Annotated in this window: 17 protein-coding genes, 3 tRNA genes and 2 pseudogenes; 15 read left to right on the top strand and 7 right to left on the bottom strand. The window is 70.5% G+C overall.

The window, feature by feature from the left end; all coding sequences use genetic code 11:
- Window positions 1-267 precede the first annotated feature (267 nt).
- On the bottom strand, window positions 268-1,251 hold the full coding sequence (locus ACQEVZ_RS27345; RefSeq protein ID WP_433371464.1) for a mechanosensitive ion channel family protein: 984 nt from the start codon (window positions 1,249-1,251) through the stop codon (window positions 268-270).
- Between the two features lie 30 nt (window positions 1,252-1,281).
- Complete coding sequence (locus ACQEVZ_RS27340; RefSeq protein WP_344500988.1) at window positions 1,282-1,455, bottom strand: hypothetical protein; 174 nt, start codon at window positions 1,453-1,455, stop codon at window positions 1,282-1,284.
- A gap of 40 nt (window positions 1,456-1,495) precedes the next feature.
- On the opposite strand from ACQEVZ_RS27340, the gene ACQEVZ_RS27335 reads away from it, so the two are divergent.
- Window positions 1,496-2,185, top strand: coding sequence for an HAD family hydrolase (locus ACQEVZ_RS27335; RefSeq protein ID WP_433371461.1), 690 nt, complete (start codon window positions 1,496-1,498; stop codon window positions 2,183-2,185).
- Window positions 2,186-2,192: 7 nt separating this feature from the next.
- On the opposite strand, the gene ACQEVZ_RS27330 is transcribed toward ACQEVZ_RS27335, so the two are convergent.
- The gene (locus ACQEVZ_RS27330; protein ID WP_433371458.1) at window positions 2,193-3,464 is read right to left on the bottom strand and encodes a cryptochrome/photolyase family protein; all 1,272 of its coding nucleotides are present in this window, start codon (window positions 3,462-3,464) and stop codon (window positions 2,193-2,195) included.
- Window positions 3,465-3,615: 151 nt separating this feature from the next.
- Window positions 3,616-4,515 (bottom strand): annotated as a pseudogene (locus ACQEVZ_RS27325) (phytoene/squalene synthase family protein); the annotation flags it as partial.
- Window positions 4,516-4,605: 90 nt separating this feature from the next.
- Here ACQEVZ_RS27325 and crtI point away from each other — a divergent pair.
- The 12 genes and pseudogenes from crtI (at window position 4,606) to ACQEVZ_RS27265 (ending at window position 11,739) form a co-directional block, all read left to right on the top strand.
- Entirely contained in the window at window positions 4,606-6,102 is a 1,497-nt protein-coding gene (gene crtI / locus ACQEVZ_RS27320) for a phytoene desaturase family protein (RefSeq protein ID WP_433371455.1), read from the top strand.
- The gene (idi, locus tag ACQEVZ_RS27315) at window positions 6,099-6,662 is read left to right on the top strand and encodes an isopentenyl-diphosphate Delta-isomerase (protein ID WP_344500980.1); all 564 of its coding nucleotides are present in this window, start codon (window positions 6,099-6,101) and stop codon (window positions 6,660-6,662) included. The genes crtI and idi overlap by 4 nt, the downstream gene beginning before the upstream one ends.
- The gene (locus ACQEVZ_RS27310; RefSeq protein ID WP_433371452.1) at window positions 6,659-7,534 is read left to right on the top strand and encodes a MerR family transcriptional regulator; all 876 of its coding nucleotides are present in this window, start codon (window positions 6,659-6,661) and stop codon (window positions 7,532-7,534) included. The genes idi and ACQEVZ_RS27310 overlap by 4 nt, the downstream gene beginning before the upstream one ends.
- Window positions 7,535-7,681: 147 nt before the next feature.
- The gene (locus ACQEVZ_RS27305; protein WP_433371449.1) at window positions 7,682-8,563 is read left to right on the top strand and encodes a polysaccharide deacetylase family protein; all 882 of its coding nucleotides are present in this window, start codon (window positions 7,682-7,684) and stop codon (window positions 8,561-8,563) included.
- 133 nt (window positions 8,564-8,696) lie between these two features.
- Window positions 8,697-8,769 (top strand) — tRNA-Glu (locus tag ACQEVZ_RS27300).
- Between the two features lie 35 nt (window positions 8,770-8,804).
- Window positions 8,805-8,878: transfer RNA gene (locus ACQEVZ_RS27295), tRNA-Asp, on the top strand.
- A gap of 13 nt (window positions 8,879-8,891) precedes the next feature.
- A tRNA-Phe gene (locus tag ACQEVZ_RS27290) sits at window positions 8,892-8,965 on the top strand.
- Between the two features lie 58 nt (window positions 8,966-9,023).
- Window positions 9,024-9,473 (top strand): DUF6193 family natural product biosynthesis protein, encoded by a 450-nt coding sequence (locus ACQEVZ_RS27285; protein WP_433371446.1) that lies wholly within the window; start codon window positions 9,024-9,026, stop codon window positions 9,471-9,473.
- Window positions 9,474-9,583: 110 nt separating this feature from the next.
- Window positions 9,584-9,819, top strand: a pseudogene (locus ACQEVZ_RS27280) (type II toxin-antitoxin system RelE/ParE family toxin); the annotation flags it as partial.
- Window positions 9,820-9,829: 10 nt separating this feature from the next.
- Window positions 9,830-10,147 carry a helix-turn-helix domain-containing protein gene (locus tag ACQEVZ_RS27275; protein ID WP_344500972.1) on the top strand — a complete coding sequence of 106 codons (318 nt, stop codon included), beginning with the start codon at window positions 9,830-9,832 and terminating at the stop codon, window positions 10,145-10,147.
- A gap of 369 nt (window positions 10,148-10,516) precedes the next feature.
- A complete protein-coding gene (locus tag ACQEVZ_RS27270; RefSeq protein ID WP_433371442.1) occupies window positions 10,517-11,071 on the top strand; it encodes a Uma2 family endonuclease in 555 nt (184 codons plus the stop codon).
- Window positions 11,072-11,154: 83 nt separating this feature from the next.
- Window positions 11,155-11,739, top strand: coding sequence for a hypothetical protein (locus ACQEVZ_RS27265; RefSeq protein ID WP_354890066.1), 585 nt, complete (start codon window positions 11,155-11,157; stop codon window positions 11,737-11,739).
- 1,598 nt (window positions 11,740-13,337) lie between these two features.
- Here the strand turns inward: ACQEVZ_RS27265 and ACQEVZ_RS27260 are convergent.
- Window positions 13,338-13,730, bottom strand: a complete 393-nt coding sequence (locus tag ACQEVZ_RS27260; protein ID WP_344500964.1) for a hypothetical protein — start codon at window positions 13,728-13,730, stop codon at window positions 13,338-13,340.
- 48 nt (window positions 13,731-13,778) lie between these two features.
- Complete coding sequence (locus tag ACQEVZ_RS27255; RefSeq protein ID WP_344500962.1) at window positions 13,779-14,204, bottom strand: hotdog fold thioesterase; 426 nt, start codon at window positions 14,202-14,204, stop codon at window positions 13,779-13,781.
- A 109-nt stretch (window positions 14,205-14,313) separates the two neighbouring features.
- On the opposite strand from ACQEVZ_RS27255, the gene ACQEVZ_RS27250 reads away from it, so the two are divergent.
- Both ACQEVZ_RS27250 and ACQEVZ_RS27245 read left to right on the top strand, forming a co-directional pair.
- Entirely contained in the window at window positions 14,314-15,678 is a 1,365-nt protein-coding gene (locus ACQEVZ_RS27250; RefSeq protein ID WP_433371437.1) for an ABC transporter substrate-binding protein, read from the top strand.
- A gap of 54 nt (window positions 15,679-15,732) precedes the next feature.
- The gene (locus ACQEVZ_RS27245; RefSeq protein WP_344500958.1) at window positions 15,733-15,981 is read left to right on the top strand and encodes a hypothetical protein; all 249 of its coding nucleotides are present in this window, start codon (window positions 15,733-15,735) and stop codon (window positions 15,979-15,981) included.
- Window positions 15,982-16,032: 51 nt separating this feature from the next.
- On the opposite strand, the gene ACQEVZ_RS27240 is transcribed toward ACQEVZ_RS27245, so the two are convergent.
- Window positions 16,033-17,835, bottom strand: coding sequence for a peptidase MA family metallohydrolase (locus ACQEVZ_RS27240; protein WP_433371434.1), 1,803 nt, complete (start codon window positions 17,833-17,835; stop codon window positions 16,033-16,035).
- Window positions 17,836-17,975 lie beyond the last annotated feature (140 nt).

Below are 17,975 nucleotides of genomic sequence, written 5' to 3'. Positions count from 1 at the left end.
CCACCCTCGGCCTACGCGCACGCCGGCGCCGCATATCCCGAATGCTCGATATACGCCGTCACAACATGCCAGTTTTCTGCAGCGCGGAACAGAGGCCGTCACTCCCGAGAATCGCGCCGAACAGGGGTTGTAGGGCAACGTCGAGGGTTGCTGAGGGCATGGCATTAACACATAGCAAGGTATTGCTATGTCGATCGCACCTATTGGCGGAGAAAAGGTCCGGAAATGACGAAACCCGCCCTTTCGGGCGGGTTTCGCTAGAAACGTTCAGGCGTCATCGCGGGGTGGCGGATTGATGACCACCGTCTGTTCGGCGTTGTCCACCGGCCGCTGCGACGGCACCTGGAGCTGCCCGCCGGCCGGTGGGTTCGCCGGCGGCACGGTCGGGACCACCATCGTCGGGGCGTCCACCCCCGCGGACTGCTCGGTCGCCGCCGCCTGCCGGAGGCGGGCCTGCCGGGCCTCCTCGGCCTGGCGCACCGCCTCGGCCTGCCTGGCCGCCTCGGCCTCGCGCTCGGCCTCCGCCCGCCGCGCGGCCTCCTCGGCGGCCCGGCGGGCCTCCGCCTCCTCGCGGCGGGACTGCGCGTGGGCCTTCACCCGCTCGGACACGGCCGGCGCCTCCTGCTCGACGCGGCTCAGCCAGCCCTCCCAGCGCTGCTGCATCGGCCGGACCAGGCCGCCGCCGACCCCGACGACGAGGATGCCGGCGACCGTGGCGAGCACCGCGATCAGCACCGGCATGGTCACCGACGTGGCGATGCCGATCTGGTTGAGCGCCGCGATGATGCCCAGCCCGAGCACGAAGCAGTACCCCAGGTTCGCCAGGAGCCGCCCGTACGACAGGCCGCCCAGCGCGCCGGTGACGACGTCGCGCAGGCCGCCGGCGAGCGCCGCGGCGACGACCACGATCACGACGGCGACGGCCGCCTTCGGCAGCCACGACACCACGTCGTCGATGAGGTCGGACACCGGATTGGCGCCCCACACGCCGAACGCGATCTGCAGCGTGAAGAGCAGGACCGCGTAGTAGACGAGCTTGGCGATCAGGTCACCGGCGTCGAAGCGCGCACGCGACAACGCCCGGCCGACGCCGCCGCGGTCGGCGAGCCGGTCGAACCCGACCTTCGCCAGCAGCTTGCGCACCAGCTCCCGCAGCGCGACCGCGACGGCCCAGCCGAGCAGAAGGATGACGATGAACAGCAGCAGCGACGGCACGAACCGCACGACGTCTGCGAGGGCATCACGAACCATGCAGTGACGCTTGCCCAAACGTCGGCGGCACTAATCGTCCATGCCGGCCAGCCCCTTCGGGCTCTCCGTCTCTCGGGCGTGCTCCGGACCGCCCGCCAGCTGATCGGCGAGGGTCACGCTGCAGTGCTCGACGGCGAAGTCACCGAGTTCGTCGACGTCGAAGCCGGGGAACGGCTCCAGGATCCGCACCTGTTGCTCGGTCATACCTCCAGTGAAACCCCCCGGCGGTGGGTACAACGGTTTCATGACCAAACCAGTGACCGGTGTGCTTTTTGATGTCGACGGGACCCTCATCGACAGCGTCTACCTGCATACGACGGCCTGGTGGCAGGCGTTTCGGCAGTTCGGCCACGACGTCCCGTCGGCCCGCGTCCACCGGGCGATCGGGATGGGGTCGGACAAGATCCTGGACCACCTGCTGGGTCCCGGCCACGACCCCGGCGACGACGACGCGTTGCGGGCCGCGCACGCCAGCCTGTACGCGGCGCACTGGACGGCGCTGCGCCGGCTGCCGGGCGCGCGGCGGCTGCTGGAGACGTGCGCCGGCCGCGGGCTGCGCAACGTGCTCGCCACGTCGGCGTCGAAGCCGGAGCTGGGCGCGCTGCTGCGGTGCCTGGACGCCGACGCGGTCATCGACACGGTGACCAGCGCCGACGATGCCGGGGAGAGCAAGCCGGCGCCGGACATCGTGGAGGTGGCGCTGCGGCGGGCGGGGCTCGACCCCGGGGAGGTCGTGTTCGTCGGCGACTCGGTCTGGGACGTGCAGGCGGCCGGGCAGGTGTCGATCCCGTGCATCGGCCTGACCAGCGGCGGGCTGTGCGCGGCGGAGCTGCTCGACCACGGCGCCGCCGCCGTCTACGCCGACCCGCAGGACCTGCTGGACAACCTGGACGAGGCGCTGACCACCGCGTTCCGCGTCGCGCTCACCGCCTAGAGCCCGCCTAGAGCTTCAGCGGCGCCGGGTAGCCGCGCGGGGGCTCGGGCAGGTTCCACGGCTCGTGGACCGCCTTGCCCTCGACGTCGGCCAGCTCGGGCACGTAGCGGCGCACGTAGTCGCCGTCCGGGTCGAAGCGGTGCGCCTGCCTGATGGGGTTGAAGCGCCGGTACGGCTTGGTGTCGTTGCCCGTGCCGGCGACCCACTGCCAGTTGCCGTAGTTGTTGGCGACGTCGCCGTCCAGCAGCAGGTCGAAGAAGTGGTCGCCGCCGGCCCGCCAGTCCACGCCCAGGTGCTTGGTCAGGTAGGAGGCGGTGATGAGGCGGGCCCGGTTGTGCATCCAGCCCTCGGCGAGCAGCTGCCGCATGCCGGCGTCGACGACCGGGACGCCGGTGTGCCCCTCCCGCCAGGCCTGCAGCGCGTCGGACTCGTCGCGCCAGCGGTCCTCCGCCGACGCCCGGTATGCCTTGTGCCGCAGGTCGGGGAACGCGAACAGCACCTGCTGGTAGAAGTCGCGCCAGCACAGCTGCCGCAGGAACGGCTCGGCGCCCGCGCGGCCGTGGACCCGGGCCGCCACCTCCCGCGGCGACAGGCAGCCGAAGTGCAGGAACGGGCTGAGGCGGGACGTCCGGTCGGCCGCCATGGCGTCGTGGTCGTCCTCGTAGCCCTCCAGGTGCGGCAGCCACGCGGTGAGCCTGCGCCGCCCGGCGGACTCGCCGCCGCCGGCCTTCGCGGGGCGGTCCCGGAACCAGGACGCCGGGAGGTCGTCGGGGAGCCGGAGCTTGCGGGGCGCGGCCTCGACGTCGCGCCAGCCGGCGGCCTGCCACGCCCGCCAGAACGGCGTGAAGACCTTGTAATGGCCCGCGCCGCCGGTGGGGCGCAGCGCGCCGGGCGGGACGACCGTGACGCCGTCGAAGGTCTTCAGCGCGATCCGCTCGGCGGCGCAGGCGTCCGCCAGGCGGCGCTCCCGCTCGCGGGCGTACCCGCTCACGTCCGCGGCGACGCCGATGCCTTCCGCGCCGGTGCGCTTCGCGACCCGTACCGACTCCGCGGCCGGATCTCCGCGCAGCTCGACGAGGTCGGCGCCGCGCTGCCGCAGCGACGCCTTCAGGTCGGTGAGGCTCTCGTCGAGGAACCGGCGGCGGTTGTCGCCGGCCCGCAGCGTGGGGTCGTGCACGAAGAGCGGCACGACCCGCTCCGCGGCGCGGGCGGCGGCGGCGAGCGCCGGGTTGTCATGCACCCGCAGGTCGCGGGTGAAGAGGACGACCGCGGTCTTCATGCGCTCGTCCCCCGCGTTTCGGCGGCGGTCATGCCGCGGTGCCGCGCAGGTCGAGGACCGCCGGCAGGTGCAGCTCGGTGGCGGGCTCGCGGGGCAGCGGCACGACGACCGGCGGCATCTCCGGCTGCGGGTCGAGCGCACCGGCCGGGGTGCCGGGGATCGGCACCGGGGCGCCCGGACGGGTCAGCAGGCAGCGCAGCGCCACCGCGATGCGGCGCGCCTTCGGCACGGTGGCGCGGCGGACGAAGACGTCGTGGTCCTGCGCCTCGACCGCGTCGAGGATGCCGCCGTACAGCCGGAACGCCGCCCGCATGCACGCCTGGGAGCTGGGCGCCAGCATCTGGATCCCCGGCGCGGCCGCGATGTAGTGCTGCCGGGCGCGCTGCACCTCGTACCGGACCAGGCTCTTGATCTTCTGGCTGCTGCGCCGCTCGCGGGCCGCCGCCAGCAGGTCCTCGCGGCCGACCCCGAACCGGTGCAGGTCCTCCTCCGGCAGGTAGATCCGCCCGCGGTCGAGGTCCTCGGCGACGTCGCGGATGAAGTTGGTGAGCTGGAACGCCAGGCCGAGCTGGCGGGCGGGCTCGCGGGCGGCGGCCCGGTCGCTCGACTCGAGGATCGGCAGCATCATCGTGCCGATCACCGCCGCCGAGCCCTCCATGTAGTCGAGCAGGTCGTCGTACGTGGCATAGCCGGTGACGGTGAGGTCCATGGCCATGCTCGCCAGGAACTTGCGGAAGTCCTCCAGGTCGATGTCGAACACCTGGATCGTGTGCAGCACCGCGGGCAGGAGCGGGTCGTCGGTCGGCGCGCCGTGCAGCCCCCGCACGAACGCGTCGCTCCAGGCGTCGAGCTCGCGGGCGCGGTCCTGCGGGGTCAGCCGCTCGGTGCGGTCGACGATCTCGTCCGCGTAGCGCGTGAACCCGTAGAGCGCGTGCACGTGCCGGCGCTTCCAGGCCGGCAGCAGCCGCGTCGCCAGGTAGTACGTCCGGCCGTGGTGGCGGTGCAGCGCGCGGCATCGCTCGTAGGCGGCGGTCAGGGGCGCTGACTCCATGGTGGCCTCCGGTTGAAACGACGCACTAATCGACGCAAGTTCGAGCCTACGCTACGCTTCGGTGATGCGGGTAGTGAAAGGGCTTCGGTCATGCGGTCGGTGACGGGTCCGACCGATCGGGTGGTCGTCGTCGGAGCGGGGCTCGGCGGGCTCGCCGCGGCGATCCGGCTGGCCGCCGCGGGCCGTGAGGTCACCGTCCTGGAGCGGGACGACTACCCGGGTGGCCGGGCGGGAAAACTCAGCATCGGTGGCTACGAGTTCGACACCGGTCCCACCGTGCTGACGATGCCGTCGCTGCTGGAGGACCTGCTCGGCACCGTCGGGGAGGACCTGGCCGGCTGGCTGCCGATGACCCGGCTCGACCCGGCGTACCGCGCGCACTTCCCCGACGGCTCCACGCTCGACGTCATCGCCGACACCGCACGGATGGCCGGCGAGGTCGCCCGGGTCTGCGGCTCCCGCGAGGCCGACGGCTACCTGCGCTTCGTCGACGACGCGCGGGAGCTGTGGCGGCTGGAGCGCGACGACTTCATCGACCGCAACCTCGACCGCCCGCGGGACCTCATCACCGTCAACCTGTGGCGGCTGGTGGCCCGCGGCGGCTTCGGCCGGCTCCAGTCCAAGGTCGACAGTTACTTCAAGGACCCGCGGACCAGGCGGATCTTCTCCTTCCAGGCGATGTACGCCGGGGTCGCGCCGCACCAGGCGCTCGCGCTCTACGCGGTGATCGCCTACCTCGACTCCGTCGCCGGCGTCTACTTCCCGAAGGGCGGCATCCACGCGGTCTCGCGGGCGCTCGCCGACGTCGCCACCAAGCACGGCGTGACCATCCACTACGGCAGTCCCGTCGCGTCGGTCTCCGTCGCCGGCGGGCGCGCGACCGGCGTGGTGTGCGCCGACGGGCGCCGGTTCGCCGCCGACACCGTCGTGCTGAACCCGGACCTGCCGGTGGCCTACCGGGACCTGCTGCCACCCACCCGGTGGCGCAATCCGATGCTGGGCAGGCTGCGGTACTCGCCGTCGTGCGTGGTGCTGCACGTGGGGTCGCGGCAGGCGTACGGTGCGATCGCCCACCACAACATCCACTTCGGCCGGGCGTGGCGGGAGACCTTCGACGAGGTCATCAACCAGGGCCGGCTGATGAGCGACCCGTCCCTCCTGGTCACCAACCCCACGCGCACCGACCCGTCGCTCGCCCCGGACGGCCGGCAGACCTACTACGTGCTCGCGCCGACGCCCAACCTCACCGCGCCGCTGCTGGACTGGCGGGGGACCCTGCGCGGCACGTACCGCAGCGAGCTCATCGACACGTTGGAGCGGCGCGGCTACGTCGGGTTCGGCGACGGCATCGAGGTGTCGCGCTTCATCACCCCGACGGACTGGGCCGATCAGGGCATGGCGGCGGGGACGCCGTTCGCGGCGGCGCACACCCTGCGGCAGACCGGGCCCTTCCGGCCGGGCAACCTCCACCCCACACTGTCCAATGTGGTCTTCGTGGGGTCCGGGACGCAGCCGGGTGTCGGCGTGCCGATGGTCCTGATCTCCGGCCGCCTGGCGGCGGAGCGTATTACGGGGGTGGTGTCTTGACTTCGTCGTCTTCTTCTCGTGAGTCTCACCTTGTCGAGCTGGTCGACGACGGCGGTGGGGCGGTCGGTTCGATGACGGTGGACGAGGCGCACCGGGCGCCCGGGCTGCTGCACCGCGCGTTCTCGGTCCTGCTCGTCGACGGCGACGGGCGGCTCCTGCTGCAGCAGCGGGCGGCGGTGAAGACCCGGTTCGCGCTGCGGTGGGCCAACGCGTGCTGCGGCCACCCCGCGCCCGGCGAGACCGTCACGTCCGCCGCTGCCCGGCGGCTCGTCGAGGAGCTGGGCGTCAGCGCCGTCCCGTTGCGGGAGGTCGGGGTGTACGTGTACCAGGCCTCCGACCCGTCGTCCGGGCGCGTGGAGCACGAGTACGACCACGTGCTCGTCGGCAACGTGTCGGACATTTCGGATTCGTTCTCTTCGGGTGCAGTTGATCCCGAAGAAGTCGCCGCCCTCGAATGGGTCGCCGTCGAGGATCTCGAGGCGCGGCTGTCGCACTCCCCGGACCTGTACGCACCGTGGCTGGCCGGGGTCGTGTCCGTCTGGCGGGGCTCGACGGCATGACGGCCGCGGCGGCGTATTCGGCGGGCGCGGTGGCCCGGCGGCTCGGCGTCGCCGTGACCACCCTGCGGACCTGGCACCAGCGGTACGGGATGGGCCCGTCGCTGCATGAGCCCGGCCACCACCGCCGGTACACCGAACAGGACATCGAACGCCTCGAGACGATGCAGCGCCTGATCGTCCAGGGCGTCGCCCCGCACGAGGCGGCCCGCTGGGCGCTGCGGTCGGCCGCCGCCCCTGCCGCCGTGTCCAGCTCCTTCGTCACCGATGCGGCCGCCTCCTCACGCGGCCTGTACCGGGCCGCGCTGCGGCTCGACGCGCCGGCCGTGCGGCAGCGGGTCGCGGCGGCCGTGCACGAGCTCGGCGTCGTCGCCGCCTGGGACCAGGTGCTCCGGCCGGTGCTCGCCGCCATCGGCGACCGGCACGCCGCCACCGGCGCCCTGGTCGAGGTCGAGCACCTGGTATCGGGCTGCGTCTCGGCCGTCTTCGGCGCCGTGCCGCGCCCCGACCCGACCGTCCCGTCCCGCCTCCTGCTCGCCTGCGCCGACGAGGAGCAGCACAGCCTGCCCATCGAGGCGCTCGGCGCCGCGCTCGCCACGGCTGGCGTCGGGACCCGCATGCTCGGCGCCCGCGTCCCGCCGACGGCCCTCGCCACCGCCGTGCGGCGTACCGGCCCGGCGGCCGTGCTGGTCTGGTCGCAACTGCGCACGACCGGCGACCCGGCGCAGCTCTCGCCGGTCCTCGATGCCGCCTGGCGACCGCTGATCGTCGCCGCCGCCGGCCCCGGATGGGACGTGGCGGCGCTTCCCATCGGCGTCTCGGCACCGTCCACATTGACCGAGGCATTGGCGCTGCTCACCTCGGTGGTCAACTGACTTCACCTTTCTTCGTCTGTGTAAATGTCCCTTGACGAGGTACTCCCGGGTTCGTGCCACGGACTGAACGCAGGAGGCCTTCGGGTGCGTCTTGTCATTAGCGTGTGCGTTCGCCACCATGCTGACCACCGACCCCCGGAGCTGACGATGACCCGCACCCGCCTCGCCCTAGGAGCGCTGATCAGCGCCGCCGCTCTGGCCCTCACCGGCTGCGCCGCGTCCGACGCCTCCTCGGTGTCGTGGCACGGGCCGTCCTCCGGTGTCGTCGACGGCGGCCAGGACGGCGGCACGCAGGCGCACCCGATCAGCGACTCGACCGCGCAGGCCGCCACGGGCGCCGGCAAACCGTCCGCGTCCGCGTCCGCCACCCCCTCGGCGTCGACGTCGGCCGCACCGTCCGCCTCCGCGTCCGCCACCGCCCCTTCCGACGGCATCATGCGCAAGACCGGCAACGACGGGGTCGCCCTGACCTTCGACGACGGCCCGTCCGCCGACACCCCGAAGCTGCTCGCCATGCTGCGCCAGCACAACATCAAGGCTACGTTCTGCGTCGTCGGCGTCGCCGTCCAGGAGTTCCCGCAGTACCTGCAGGAGATCGTCAAGGACGGTCACACCCTCTGCAACCACACCTGGAAGCACGACGAGAAGCTCGGCAAGAAGTCCGCCGACACCATCCGCGCCGATCTCCAGCGCACCAACGACGAGATCCGCAAGGCCGTCCCCGGCGCGCAGATCAAGTACTTCCGCCACCCCGGCGGCAACTTCACCCCCGCCGCGGTGCAGATCGCCACGGAGCTGGGCATGGTCTCCCTCGGCTGGACCGTCGACCCCTCCGACTGGAACACCAAGAAGTGGTCCGGCAACCAGATGACCCAGCACATCATCAGCAACGTGAGGAACAACACGAAGCCCGGCGCGGTCATCCTTTCCCACGACGGCGGCGGCGACCGCAGCGCCACCCTCGCCGCCTACAAGACCCTCCTGCCCGAGCTCAAGCAGCAGTTCACGCTGGTCGCGCTACCCGTCTAGGCGCCTCCACGACACCACGATGGATACCCATTTGGTTTTCGCGGAAGTGGTCACGTATGCTCTGAAAGCCTCCGGCGGGGCCGGATGGGAGCAACACCGCAGAAGTCGCAGAGTATGCGATGATGGCGGGGCCGCCCTCATCGTCTAGCGGCCCAGGACGCCGCCCTTTCAAGGCGGTAGCACGGGTTCGAATCCCGTTGGGGGCACGACCCGGGTTCGCCCGGGTAGCAACAAAGAGCAAGGTCCTGTGGAGCAGTTGGAGTGCTCGCCGCCCTGTCAAGGCGGAGGTCGCGGGTTCAAGTCCCGTCAGGACCGCAAGGCCCATCTTGGGCAGGTAGCTCAGTTGGCACGAGCGTCCGCCTGAAAAGCGGAAGGTCGGCGGTTCGACCCCGCCCCTGCCCACAAAGCTCTTCGCCGGGCTTTTCAAGACCCCGACCAGCGGTAACGCAGGTCGGGGTCTTTGTATGTCGAGGTCGACCACGAAGATCAAAATGTAGCAACGGCGGCTATCGTGACGGCGGACGGTCGGCAGGCGCTTGTAGCCACCGTCCGCACGCAGCAGGATCGGCTGGTGGCTGAGGCGCCTGACATCGAGACCGCGTGGCGGTATCTGCTCGAACGGACGCCAGGCACCAGGCAAGGCGATGAGTTGATCGTTCGGGCAGCATCTGCCCAGCCGCGGCTGCGTGCGCTCTACCCGTTTCCGACACATGGCACGCTGAAGTTCCTCTCCGACGGCCCTCCTTGGGGTCCGGACAGCGACCAATTGCCGTTCCTCGTCTGTGGACCCGAGACCTATCAGGTCTATGCGTCGGGCTATGCCGTGCTGCTCGGGGAGACGACAAGCCCCGAGCAGGCGGCCGCCTTGCTGGTTGCCCATCTCCCACCACCTGACGATCCAAGCAGCTGAGGCGGCAACCGCCACGCCGCAAGGATGCTGGCCTGTATAGCTATCGCTATACTGTCTTTGTGGCCACACCGGAGTGGGGTATCTACGTAGTCAACGAGGTCCGCACCTGAATCTTCTCTCTGGAACCAGCAGCCAAAGCGCGGGTTGTCCAGGCAATCGACGCCCTCGCCGAAAGCGGACCGGGCCTCGGTCGGCCTCTCGTCGACACCATCACCCACTCGTCGCTGGCCAACCTCAAAGAGCTACGACCGGGCACCATGCGGATCCTCTTCGTCTTCGACCCCTCTCGATACCGCTGGCGGAGCAGCGTTACGAGATCTACTTGAAAGAACGGGCACAGGAAGAGGGGACCAGCGATGAGCAGCTACGTGCGCTGGAGCGACATCCGAGCCGAACTCGTGGAGCAGGCGGGCGGCGAGGAAGCTGTCGCGGCCGGCAAGCAGGAGTTGCTGGCCGAGGTCACCGGCCACCGCCTCGCCGAAGCGCGCCGCGGTCGCGGCCTGACTCAGCAGCAGGTCGCCGACCGCATGGGAGTCACCAAAGGCCGCGTCTCCCAGATCGAGCAAGGCAAGGTCTCGGGTCAAGAGGTCCTTGCGCGCTACGCCGTTGCTCTGGGTGGCCGCCTCCACCAGGCCATCTACTTCGACGACGGCAACATCACCGCCATCGCCTGATCGCACCGTCGTGCGGCAACGCGTGTAGCAACGGCGGCGAACATGCCCGGGTTGCTGGAGATCGCGCGACATGTGTTGGCTCGGCGTTCGAGTCTTCCACACGGAGCCGCCGACACCTGAAGCGGAAGGTCGGCGGTTCGACCCCGCCCCTGCCCACAAAGCTCTTCGCCGGGCTTTCAAGACCCCGACCAGCGGAAACGCAGGTCGGGGTCTTTGCATTTCTCTTGGATTCGCCGAGTGGGCTCGGTTGCATATATGGCCATTCGGCCCTACGGTGTTTCTCAAGCCCGCGGCACCGCCCGCTGCATGCAAGACTGGACGTCATCCCCCCGTCGCTGGACGGGGAACTCCAGGAGGTGGTCCGGGAGCATGAGCGTGGCAACGAGCGGACATGCCGGCCCCTGGAACGAGGACGACTACCTTGCGTTGGGCGAGACTCCGGATCGGATCGAGCTCATCGATGGGAGCTTGCTCGTGAGCCCGGCACCCAACTCACGCCACCAGCGACTCTCTCGCCGCCTGGCGAACGCGCTCGATCCCGCCGCATCGACCGCAGGTCTGGCCGTGTACGAAGCAGTGAACGTCAGGCTGCACACCGATCGCCTCGTGGTCCCCGACCTCGCCGTGGTCGACTTCGACAGTGATTTCGTCGTCATCGACGCCGGACGCGTGCCGCTCATCGGCGAGATCGTCTCGCCGGGCAACGCGGCGGCGGACCGAGTCATGAAGATGCACCTGTATGCGGCCGCAGGGATCGCGTGGTATCTGCTCGTCGAGCAGGAGCCACCCGGGTCGGTGGTGCTGCGTCTCAACCGCCTCGACGGCTCGCACTACGTCGAGGACCAGGTCGCCGGGCCTAGCGAGAGGCTCACCACCACCCGGCCGTTCGCCTTCGAACTCGACGCGCTGTCGCTGGCCTCATAGGCGATGCTTTGGCGACGTCACTGGTCGTGACGGCTCGGCTACGATGTCCTGAAAGTGTCGGACCCTGGTCGTAGCGTGCGGGCATGACGCACTTCGACTGGGATTTCGACGGCCTTCCGACCCGCGGCACCGACGTCCGGCGCCGGTTGATGATCGACCATCGCAGCTATGACGTGACGGCGTTCGACGACGGTTCTGGCTTCGTCGGGCTGCGGCTGGTGGGCTGGGATTCCGGCTATGTGGTGACGGAGCTGGTCGGCGAGCTGCCGGCCCGTGACGCGAGCGACGTCGGGCAGTTGCTGGCGTCCGCGCTCGCCGGGTTCCGTGGCGGTGGCTCGCCGCCTGAACCTCCGCCCGAGGACGGGTGGCTGCTGCCGCAGGATCCGGGGCCGCTGGATCTCCGGTCCGCGGCGCCGAAGTCCGGTCAGCCGTGGGAGCCGGCGGATCTCGACCTGCTGGTGCGACGGTTCCACGAGGGCGCCAGCATCAAGACCCTGACCGTTGAGCTGGGACGGACCGATGGCGCGATCCGGCAGCGGCTGCAGATGCTCGGTGCGACGCGACCTGCTCCCCCGCCGTCCACGAAAGATCCAGCAACGGAGGGTCCCACGCCTCCTGCGCCTGCCTCAGCGGCTCCGCCGTCGCGGGAGGCACAGGAGGCGGGCTGACCGGGGCAGGCGGACTGGCGGGCGCAGCAGGCGGACTGGCGGGCGAGTGTGGCCGGCTGAGTGGCGCTCTGGTCTGTGTTCCGCGCCCTCGGGTGGTGAGCCAGCCGAACGCCTCGTCGAGCGGCTGGCGACCGGGGTCCGCACCGGCCGGCGGGCGGTGCGGCAAACTCGGGCGGTGTGGCGCCCCCGAGCCGGGCGGCAATTCAGGTCTGTGCGGCGGTGCGGGCTGGGGGCCGAGCATGGCACCGGCGGAGCGGAGGGTGACACCTGGGAGGCGCTGAGGCAGGCGGCGGTAGGCACGGAGCGTGCCTTCGGCAGCGAGGCGGCGGGCGCACGGCATCGGCTGGTCGCAGGTGCCACACCGGGTGCTGGTGGCTGACTCGACGTGCACGGCGATGGCGCGGTTCGCGTTGGTGATCCGGTCGGCGGCGGCCTGGGAGTAGTGCACCGTGCCCATGCCTTCAGCGCCGCCACGGTCGGCTCCTGCGGCGATGCTCGTGCGATCAGGTCCAGCGTGATCAAGCATGGTCCGATCGCCCGGCGCGCTGCCGGATGCGATGACGTCATGCGCGACGCGGTCAGGAGTGTTTCGGTCAGGGGTGATGCAGTCAGGGTGCATGCGTTGAAGGCCTGCGCGACGGGCAGCGGCGCGGTCAGAAGCGGCGCGGTCAGAAGCGGCGCGGTCAGAAGCGGCGCGGTCAGAAGCGGCGCGGTCAGAAGCGGCGCGGTCAGAAGCGGCGCGGTCAGAAGCGGCGCGGTCAGAAGCGGCGCGGTCAGAAGCGGCGCGGTCGGGGGTGGTCATGTGAGGAGGTCTCCCCAGACCGCTTGGCCGGCGGTGAGGGCTCTGGCGTACCGCACTTCTGGGCACGGCCAGGAGGCTCGGCAGGCGAGGCAGAAGGCTCGGGTCACCTCGCGGGGCATGCGAAGGAGGAGCAGCCGTTCGGCGTTGGCCAGGTCGTCGCCGGAGGCGAGGGCGACCAGCGGCACGCCGAGCTCGGCCCGCGGTCGTGATCCAGGCCGAGACGTTGGCTGGGCTTCCGGGCCGGGCTCGGCGGAGTGGCCGTGGGCGGGAGGTGGCTCCGTGCCCAGGGCGAGGCTCACGCCCGGGCTCGTGTCGAGAGCTGGGTGTGGAGCGACGCTGCCGAGAGCGGTCCGTTCGGAGGTGTGGGCAGGAACGGAGATATGGGCAGGAACTGAGGTGCGGGCTGGATGGCCGGAATTCTCTGGACGGTCGGCCTCGGTGGGCGCGCCAGAAGTTCCAAGACGGATGGCGTCTGTGGGAAGGCGCAAGGTCCCGAGACGGCCGGCATCGGCATGCGGGGCGGTCGCGGGCACGTTGGAGGTCCCGGCACGGGTGGTGTCTAGGGGTGGGACGGAGTCGTGTGGCATGGGCGCGGCCCCCTCGAGAGGAATCGAGAAAAGGGGGCGGGCGCCCGGGGTCGCCAAGGCCAGTTGGCTAGGCGAGCGCCCGCCCGTTCACCCGACCGCGCGGACCCCTCAGTCGACGCACAGTCAGGGGTTCGGGCGCTGCGACGCTCGGTAACGACGTATGCACAACTATCATGCATCCACTGCAAATATGCAAGTGCGAAATTGCCCTACGCGGCGCCGCGGCGGCGGAGGGTAGCGACGGCGGAGCCGGCGAGGGTCATGAGGCAGTCGGGGAGCTTGCCGTCGACCAGGGCGACGGTGAAGAGGGCGGTGCCGCTGGGGATGTCCTCGTTGACGTAGGCGCTGACGAAGCGGGCGACCCAGCGCTTGTCGTAGTTGGCGTCGTCGATGTCGGGGAACTCCAGGCGCCAGGGGCCGCGGGCGAAGTTCTCGCCGACCATCTCGCCGGCGAGGCGCCATGCGACGTCGTACGCGGCGCTCATCCCGCGCCGGTCGACGACCGTGTCGAAGGTGTGGACCACACCTGCGCCATCGCCCGCCAAGGCGGACTCCAGGACCATGGCAGCGTCCTGGTAGGTCTCGTCTCCGGCCTCATCCACGCCGACACCGTATGCGGCTCAGTCAAGCCGCGGGCGCCGAACGGCAGACTATGACCGGCGGAGTGCGCAGGTCAGCCGGGCGGTGCAGACGCGGTCGCCTTTTTCGTCGGTGATGGCGATCTCGTACGAGGCGATCATCCCGCCGAGGCGGAGGGGGGTCGCGACGCCGGTGACGATGCCGTCGCGGGCGGCCTTGTGGTGGGTGGCGTTGACGTCGATGCCGACGGCGATGCCGTTGAAGAGGCGGGCCGCGTGCAGGGCGGCGCCGATCGAGCCGAGCGTCTCGGCGAGGACCACCGAGGCGCCGCCGTGCAACAGACCGTAAGGCTGCGTGTTGCCGGCGACGGGCATGGTGGCGACGACCCGCTCCGGGGTGGCCTCCAGCAGGGTGATGCCCATCCGCTCGGCGAGGGTGCCCCGCATGGACATGCCGTCGGTCAGCGCATCACTCTGGGTGACGCCAGTGTCCTCCATGCCGCTAGAGGTTACCGGGTGGTACACGGCCGGCCGGCACCTCCCCACTTAAGTCCTCGGCCAGACCACGCTATGGTGCGCACGGCACCTTTGGGGAGGAGAAACACTCATGCGCGCACGGTCGGCCAAAGCCATCGTGGGAGCAATCACCGCGATTGGTCTGTTGCTCACCGCGTCCGGCTGCGGTTCCACAGCGCAGAGTGACGGCGGTGCCCAGCCGAAAAGCGATATCCGCTTCTACGGATCCGACGGCAACATGGCGAACTCGTTCGGCGAGGCGCTGAAGGATTCGCCGGCCGTGCTCGCCGGGATGAAGGGCACGACCCCGCTGACCCCGCTGAGCGAGGACTTCAAACGGCGGGTGAAATCCATTGACTCCAGTCTCGCTGACTTCAACTACGCGGGCGAGTCTTATGACGCCGTCGTGGTGGCGGCGCTGGCCGCGGAGGCCGGCAAGTCGGTCGAGTCGTCGTCGATCGCCAAGCAGCTGATCGGGGTCACGACCGGCGACAACGTGTGCGACACGATCGCCGCGTGCCTGACGGCCGCCAGGTCCGGCAAGGATTTCAAGTACCGCGGAATCTCGCTGCGCCGCAGTGGTTTCACCGACGCGGGCGAGCCGTCGTCGGCCATGTATGGCGTGCTGAACTTCGGCCGTAACAACACCATCGACGAGGCGAAGACCGAATTCGTCGGCGCCGGTGACGAGAAGAACGAGAACAAGGCGGCGCCGCCGCCCGCGAGCGGTGGCAACAAGGGCGGCGGGAAAGGCCCGGCGCTGAAGTTCGGCCTGCTGCTGCCGAAGACCGGCGCGCTGGCGTTCCAGGGGCCGCCGATGTTCGCCGCGGCCAAGCTGGCGATCAAGGAGATCAACGAGGCCGGTGGCGTGCTCGGCCAGCCCGTCGTGGTCGAGGAGGGCGACGACGGCACCAACCCGGACGTCGCCAAGACGGCGGTCGAGAAGTTCATCAACAGCGGCGTCCACGTGATCATCGGCGCGGGCGCGTCGGGAGTGAGCAAGGCCGTCATCCCGCGGGTCGTGCAGGCCGGCAAGGTGATGATCTCGCCGTCGGCGACGTCGGACGAGCTGACGAAGTTCGACGACAAGGGCCTGTTCTTCCGCACGTCGCCGCCCGACATGCTGCAGGCCAAGGCGATCGCCAACATCATCATGCGGGACGGGCACACCAAGGTCGCGATCGTCGCGCGTGACGACACGTACGGCAGCGGGCTCGCCGAAGGCGTCCGCAACGACCTGACGGCCGCCGGCATCAAGGCGAACAACCTGCTGATCCTCAAGTACGAGGCGAAGGACAACTACGACCCGAAGGCCGACGCGACGAAGCTGTTCGCGCCGATCGCGGGGCAGATCAAGAGTTTCGAGGCGACCGCGATCCTGCTGGTGGGCTTCGACGAGTCGGCGCTGGTGATTAAAGCTCTGGTCGCCGCGGGCATAAAGGAACCAACGGCCTAGCGAACCACAGGGGCGTCGAGCCCTACCCCCTCGATTGACGTGAGAGGACCCAGCATGAGCGAGAACGAGACCGTCGAAACGCGCGGCGACCAGCGCATCGAGCTCCTCGTCGGCGACACGAACAACGACGGCAAGCCCGACCTCTGGGCCATCGACACGGACGGGGACGGCAAGGCCGACGTGTTCCAGTTCGACACCAACGGCGACGGCAAGGTCGACATCACGATGAGCGACATCGACGAGGACGGCACGCCCGAGCAGGTCGTCGACGGCGACGGCGGTCTCCCGCCCGCCACGGTCTGACCGGACCGCATCACGACGTGAACACGGCAGCGCGGCAGGGAGGAAGGCCTCTCAGCCGCGCTGTTGTGCTACGTAATCCCGCCACTGCTGCTCGAGCGTGCTGACGCCGATGCCCAGGACCTCGCGGGCCGCCGACTCGACCTCCGAGACGTTCTGGAACGCCTCGTAGAACGCGATCAGCTTCGCCTGGCCGTACTTCTCCGCGATCATGCGGTTCGCGAGCCAGCTGGCGATGTAGTTGCGCGGCTCGGCGTAGAACTGGTCGTCGGTCGGCAGGGTCGAGATGACGAGGTTGCCGAGCGCCTGCCTGATGCCCGCCGCGGGCACCTTGTCCTTCCTGTAGGCGACGTACTCCGCGAACCCCTCAACGACCCACCGCGGCGTCCGCGCGGTCGTCACGGGCCCCATGGCGGCGTGCGCGAACTCGTGCGTGAGGTCGTGCGCGAGCTCCTCGGTCTGGGCGGTCAGCTGCGTCGGGTTGAACACGACCCGGGTGGAGCTGTACGCCGGCGAGCCCGCCCAGTCGCCGACCTGGTTGTAGAACGGCACGGCGATCGCCGCCACCTGCGCGACCCGCTCCTGCGACTCGGCGAAGTACGTGTCGAAGATCCGCTTGTCCTGCACGGCGGTGAACAGGACCTTGCCGTCCCAGCCGGACGGGCGGACCTCGATGACCTCCTTGAGGCTGGTCTCGGCCATCTGCAGCAGGTTGCGGCCGCGCTGGGCGTCGTCGGCGGAGACCACGGCGATGATGCGGTCGTTGCGCAGCACGGCGACCGGCCCGGTCGAGTCCCACGGCTGGCCGTTGGCGCCGAGCGGCATGTCCTTGCCGGCGGCGTCGCCGACGACGAGCCACTTGCCGTTGGTCCAGGCCACGACCGGCATCCACGGCGTGGCGACGGTCTTGCTGTCCACGCCCTCGACCCGGTGCCGGATGGTGACGGCCTCGACGTGGACGGCGGCGTGGTACCGGTCGAACAGCTGCGTCGGCAGGAACCTCGCCAGTTGCCGCGCGGGCAGCCGGGTGCGGTCGAAGCTGATGTCGGCGAACGGCATCTTGGCCAGGTTGTCGAACAGCTGCTTCTGCCGCTTCACGAACGCCGCGTCGCTCTGGTCGACGTCCGCCATCCAGGCGTTGAGATCCTTCTTCTTGACCGCCTCGGTGTGCCGGGCGAGCAGCTCCTCGATCGCCTTGCCGCCGACCCCGGACCGCATGTCGACCCAGGTGGAGGAGACCAGGTCGGTCTCGCCGCCGCCACCGCCGCGCAGCGCCAACGCGGCGGCGGCCGCTCCGCCGAGGGCGAGGACCATGCTCACCACCAGCAGGGTGGTGAGGACGGGCCAGAGCAGGCTCCGGCGTGGCGGCGGCGGCAGGTGCGGCGGCGGCCAGCCGTAGCCGGGAGCGGGATGTGTCTGCGTCAGCGGCTGATGTACGAACTGTGCCGGCTGACCCGGTGCTCCGACCTGCGGGGGTCCGGGCGGCGGTCCGTACTGACCGGGCGGCGCGAACTGCTGCGGCGGCCCGTATGGCTGCGGTGGTGGCCCGTACGGCTGCTGCGGCGTGTACGGCTGCTGCGGCGGCATGTACTGCTGAGGCGGCGCGAACTGCTGGGCCGGCGCGTACTGCTGCGGTGGCGCGAACTGCTGGGGTGGCGCGTACTGCTGCGGCACACCGGACGGCGGCCCCTGTTGCTGCGCCGGCTGAACGGCGCCGGGCCAGGTCGCGGGCGGTGCGGGAGGCGGCGCGGCCACCGGTACACCAGCTGCCGCGGCGACCGGAGCGGCGGACGGCAGCGACTCGGCCGGCGGGGGCCCGGGCTGGGCCGGGATGACGGTCGCCGGACCGGCCGTCACGGGGGCGTCCGGCGCTGGACCTTCCCCGGCGTGCGCAGCATCGGTCGAAGGGGCTGCGGAAGGTGTCGCAGCGGCCGGTTCGGGGTTGGTCACATCGCCTGCCGACGTCGAGGAGCGGAACCACATCCTCCGCCAGGCCG

This window comes from Dactylosporangium sp. CA-152071 (genome assembly GCF_050936335.1).
GTDB lineage: Bacteria > Actinomycetota > Actinomycetes > Mycobacteriales > Micromonosporaceae > Dactylosporangium > Dactylosporangium maewongense.
Note: the sequence above shows the minus strand (reverse complement) of the source record. Positions and strands in the feature narration are given on the sequence as shown.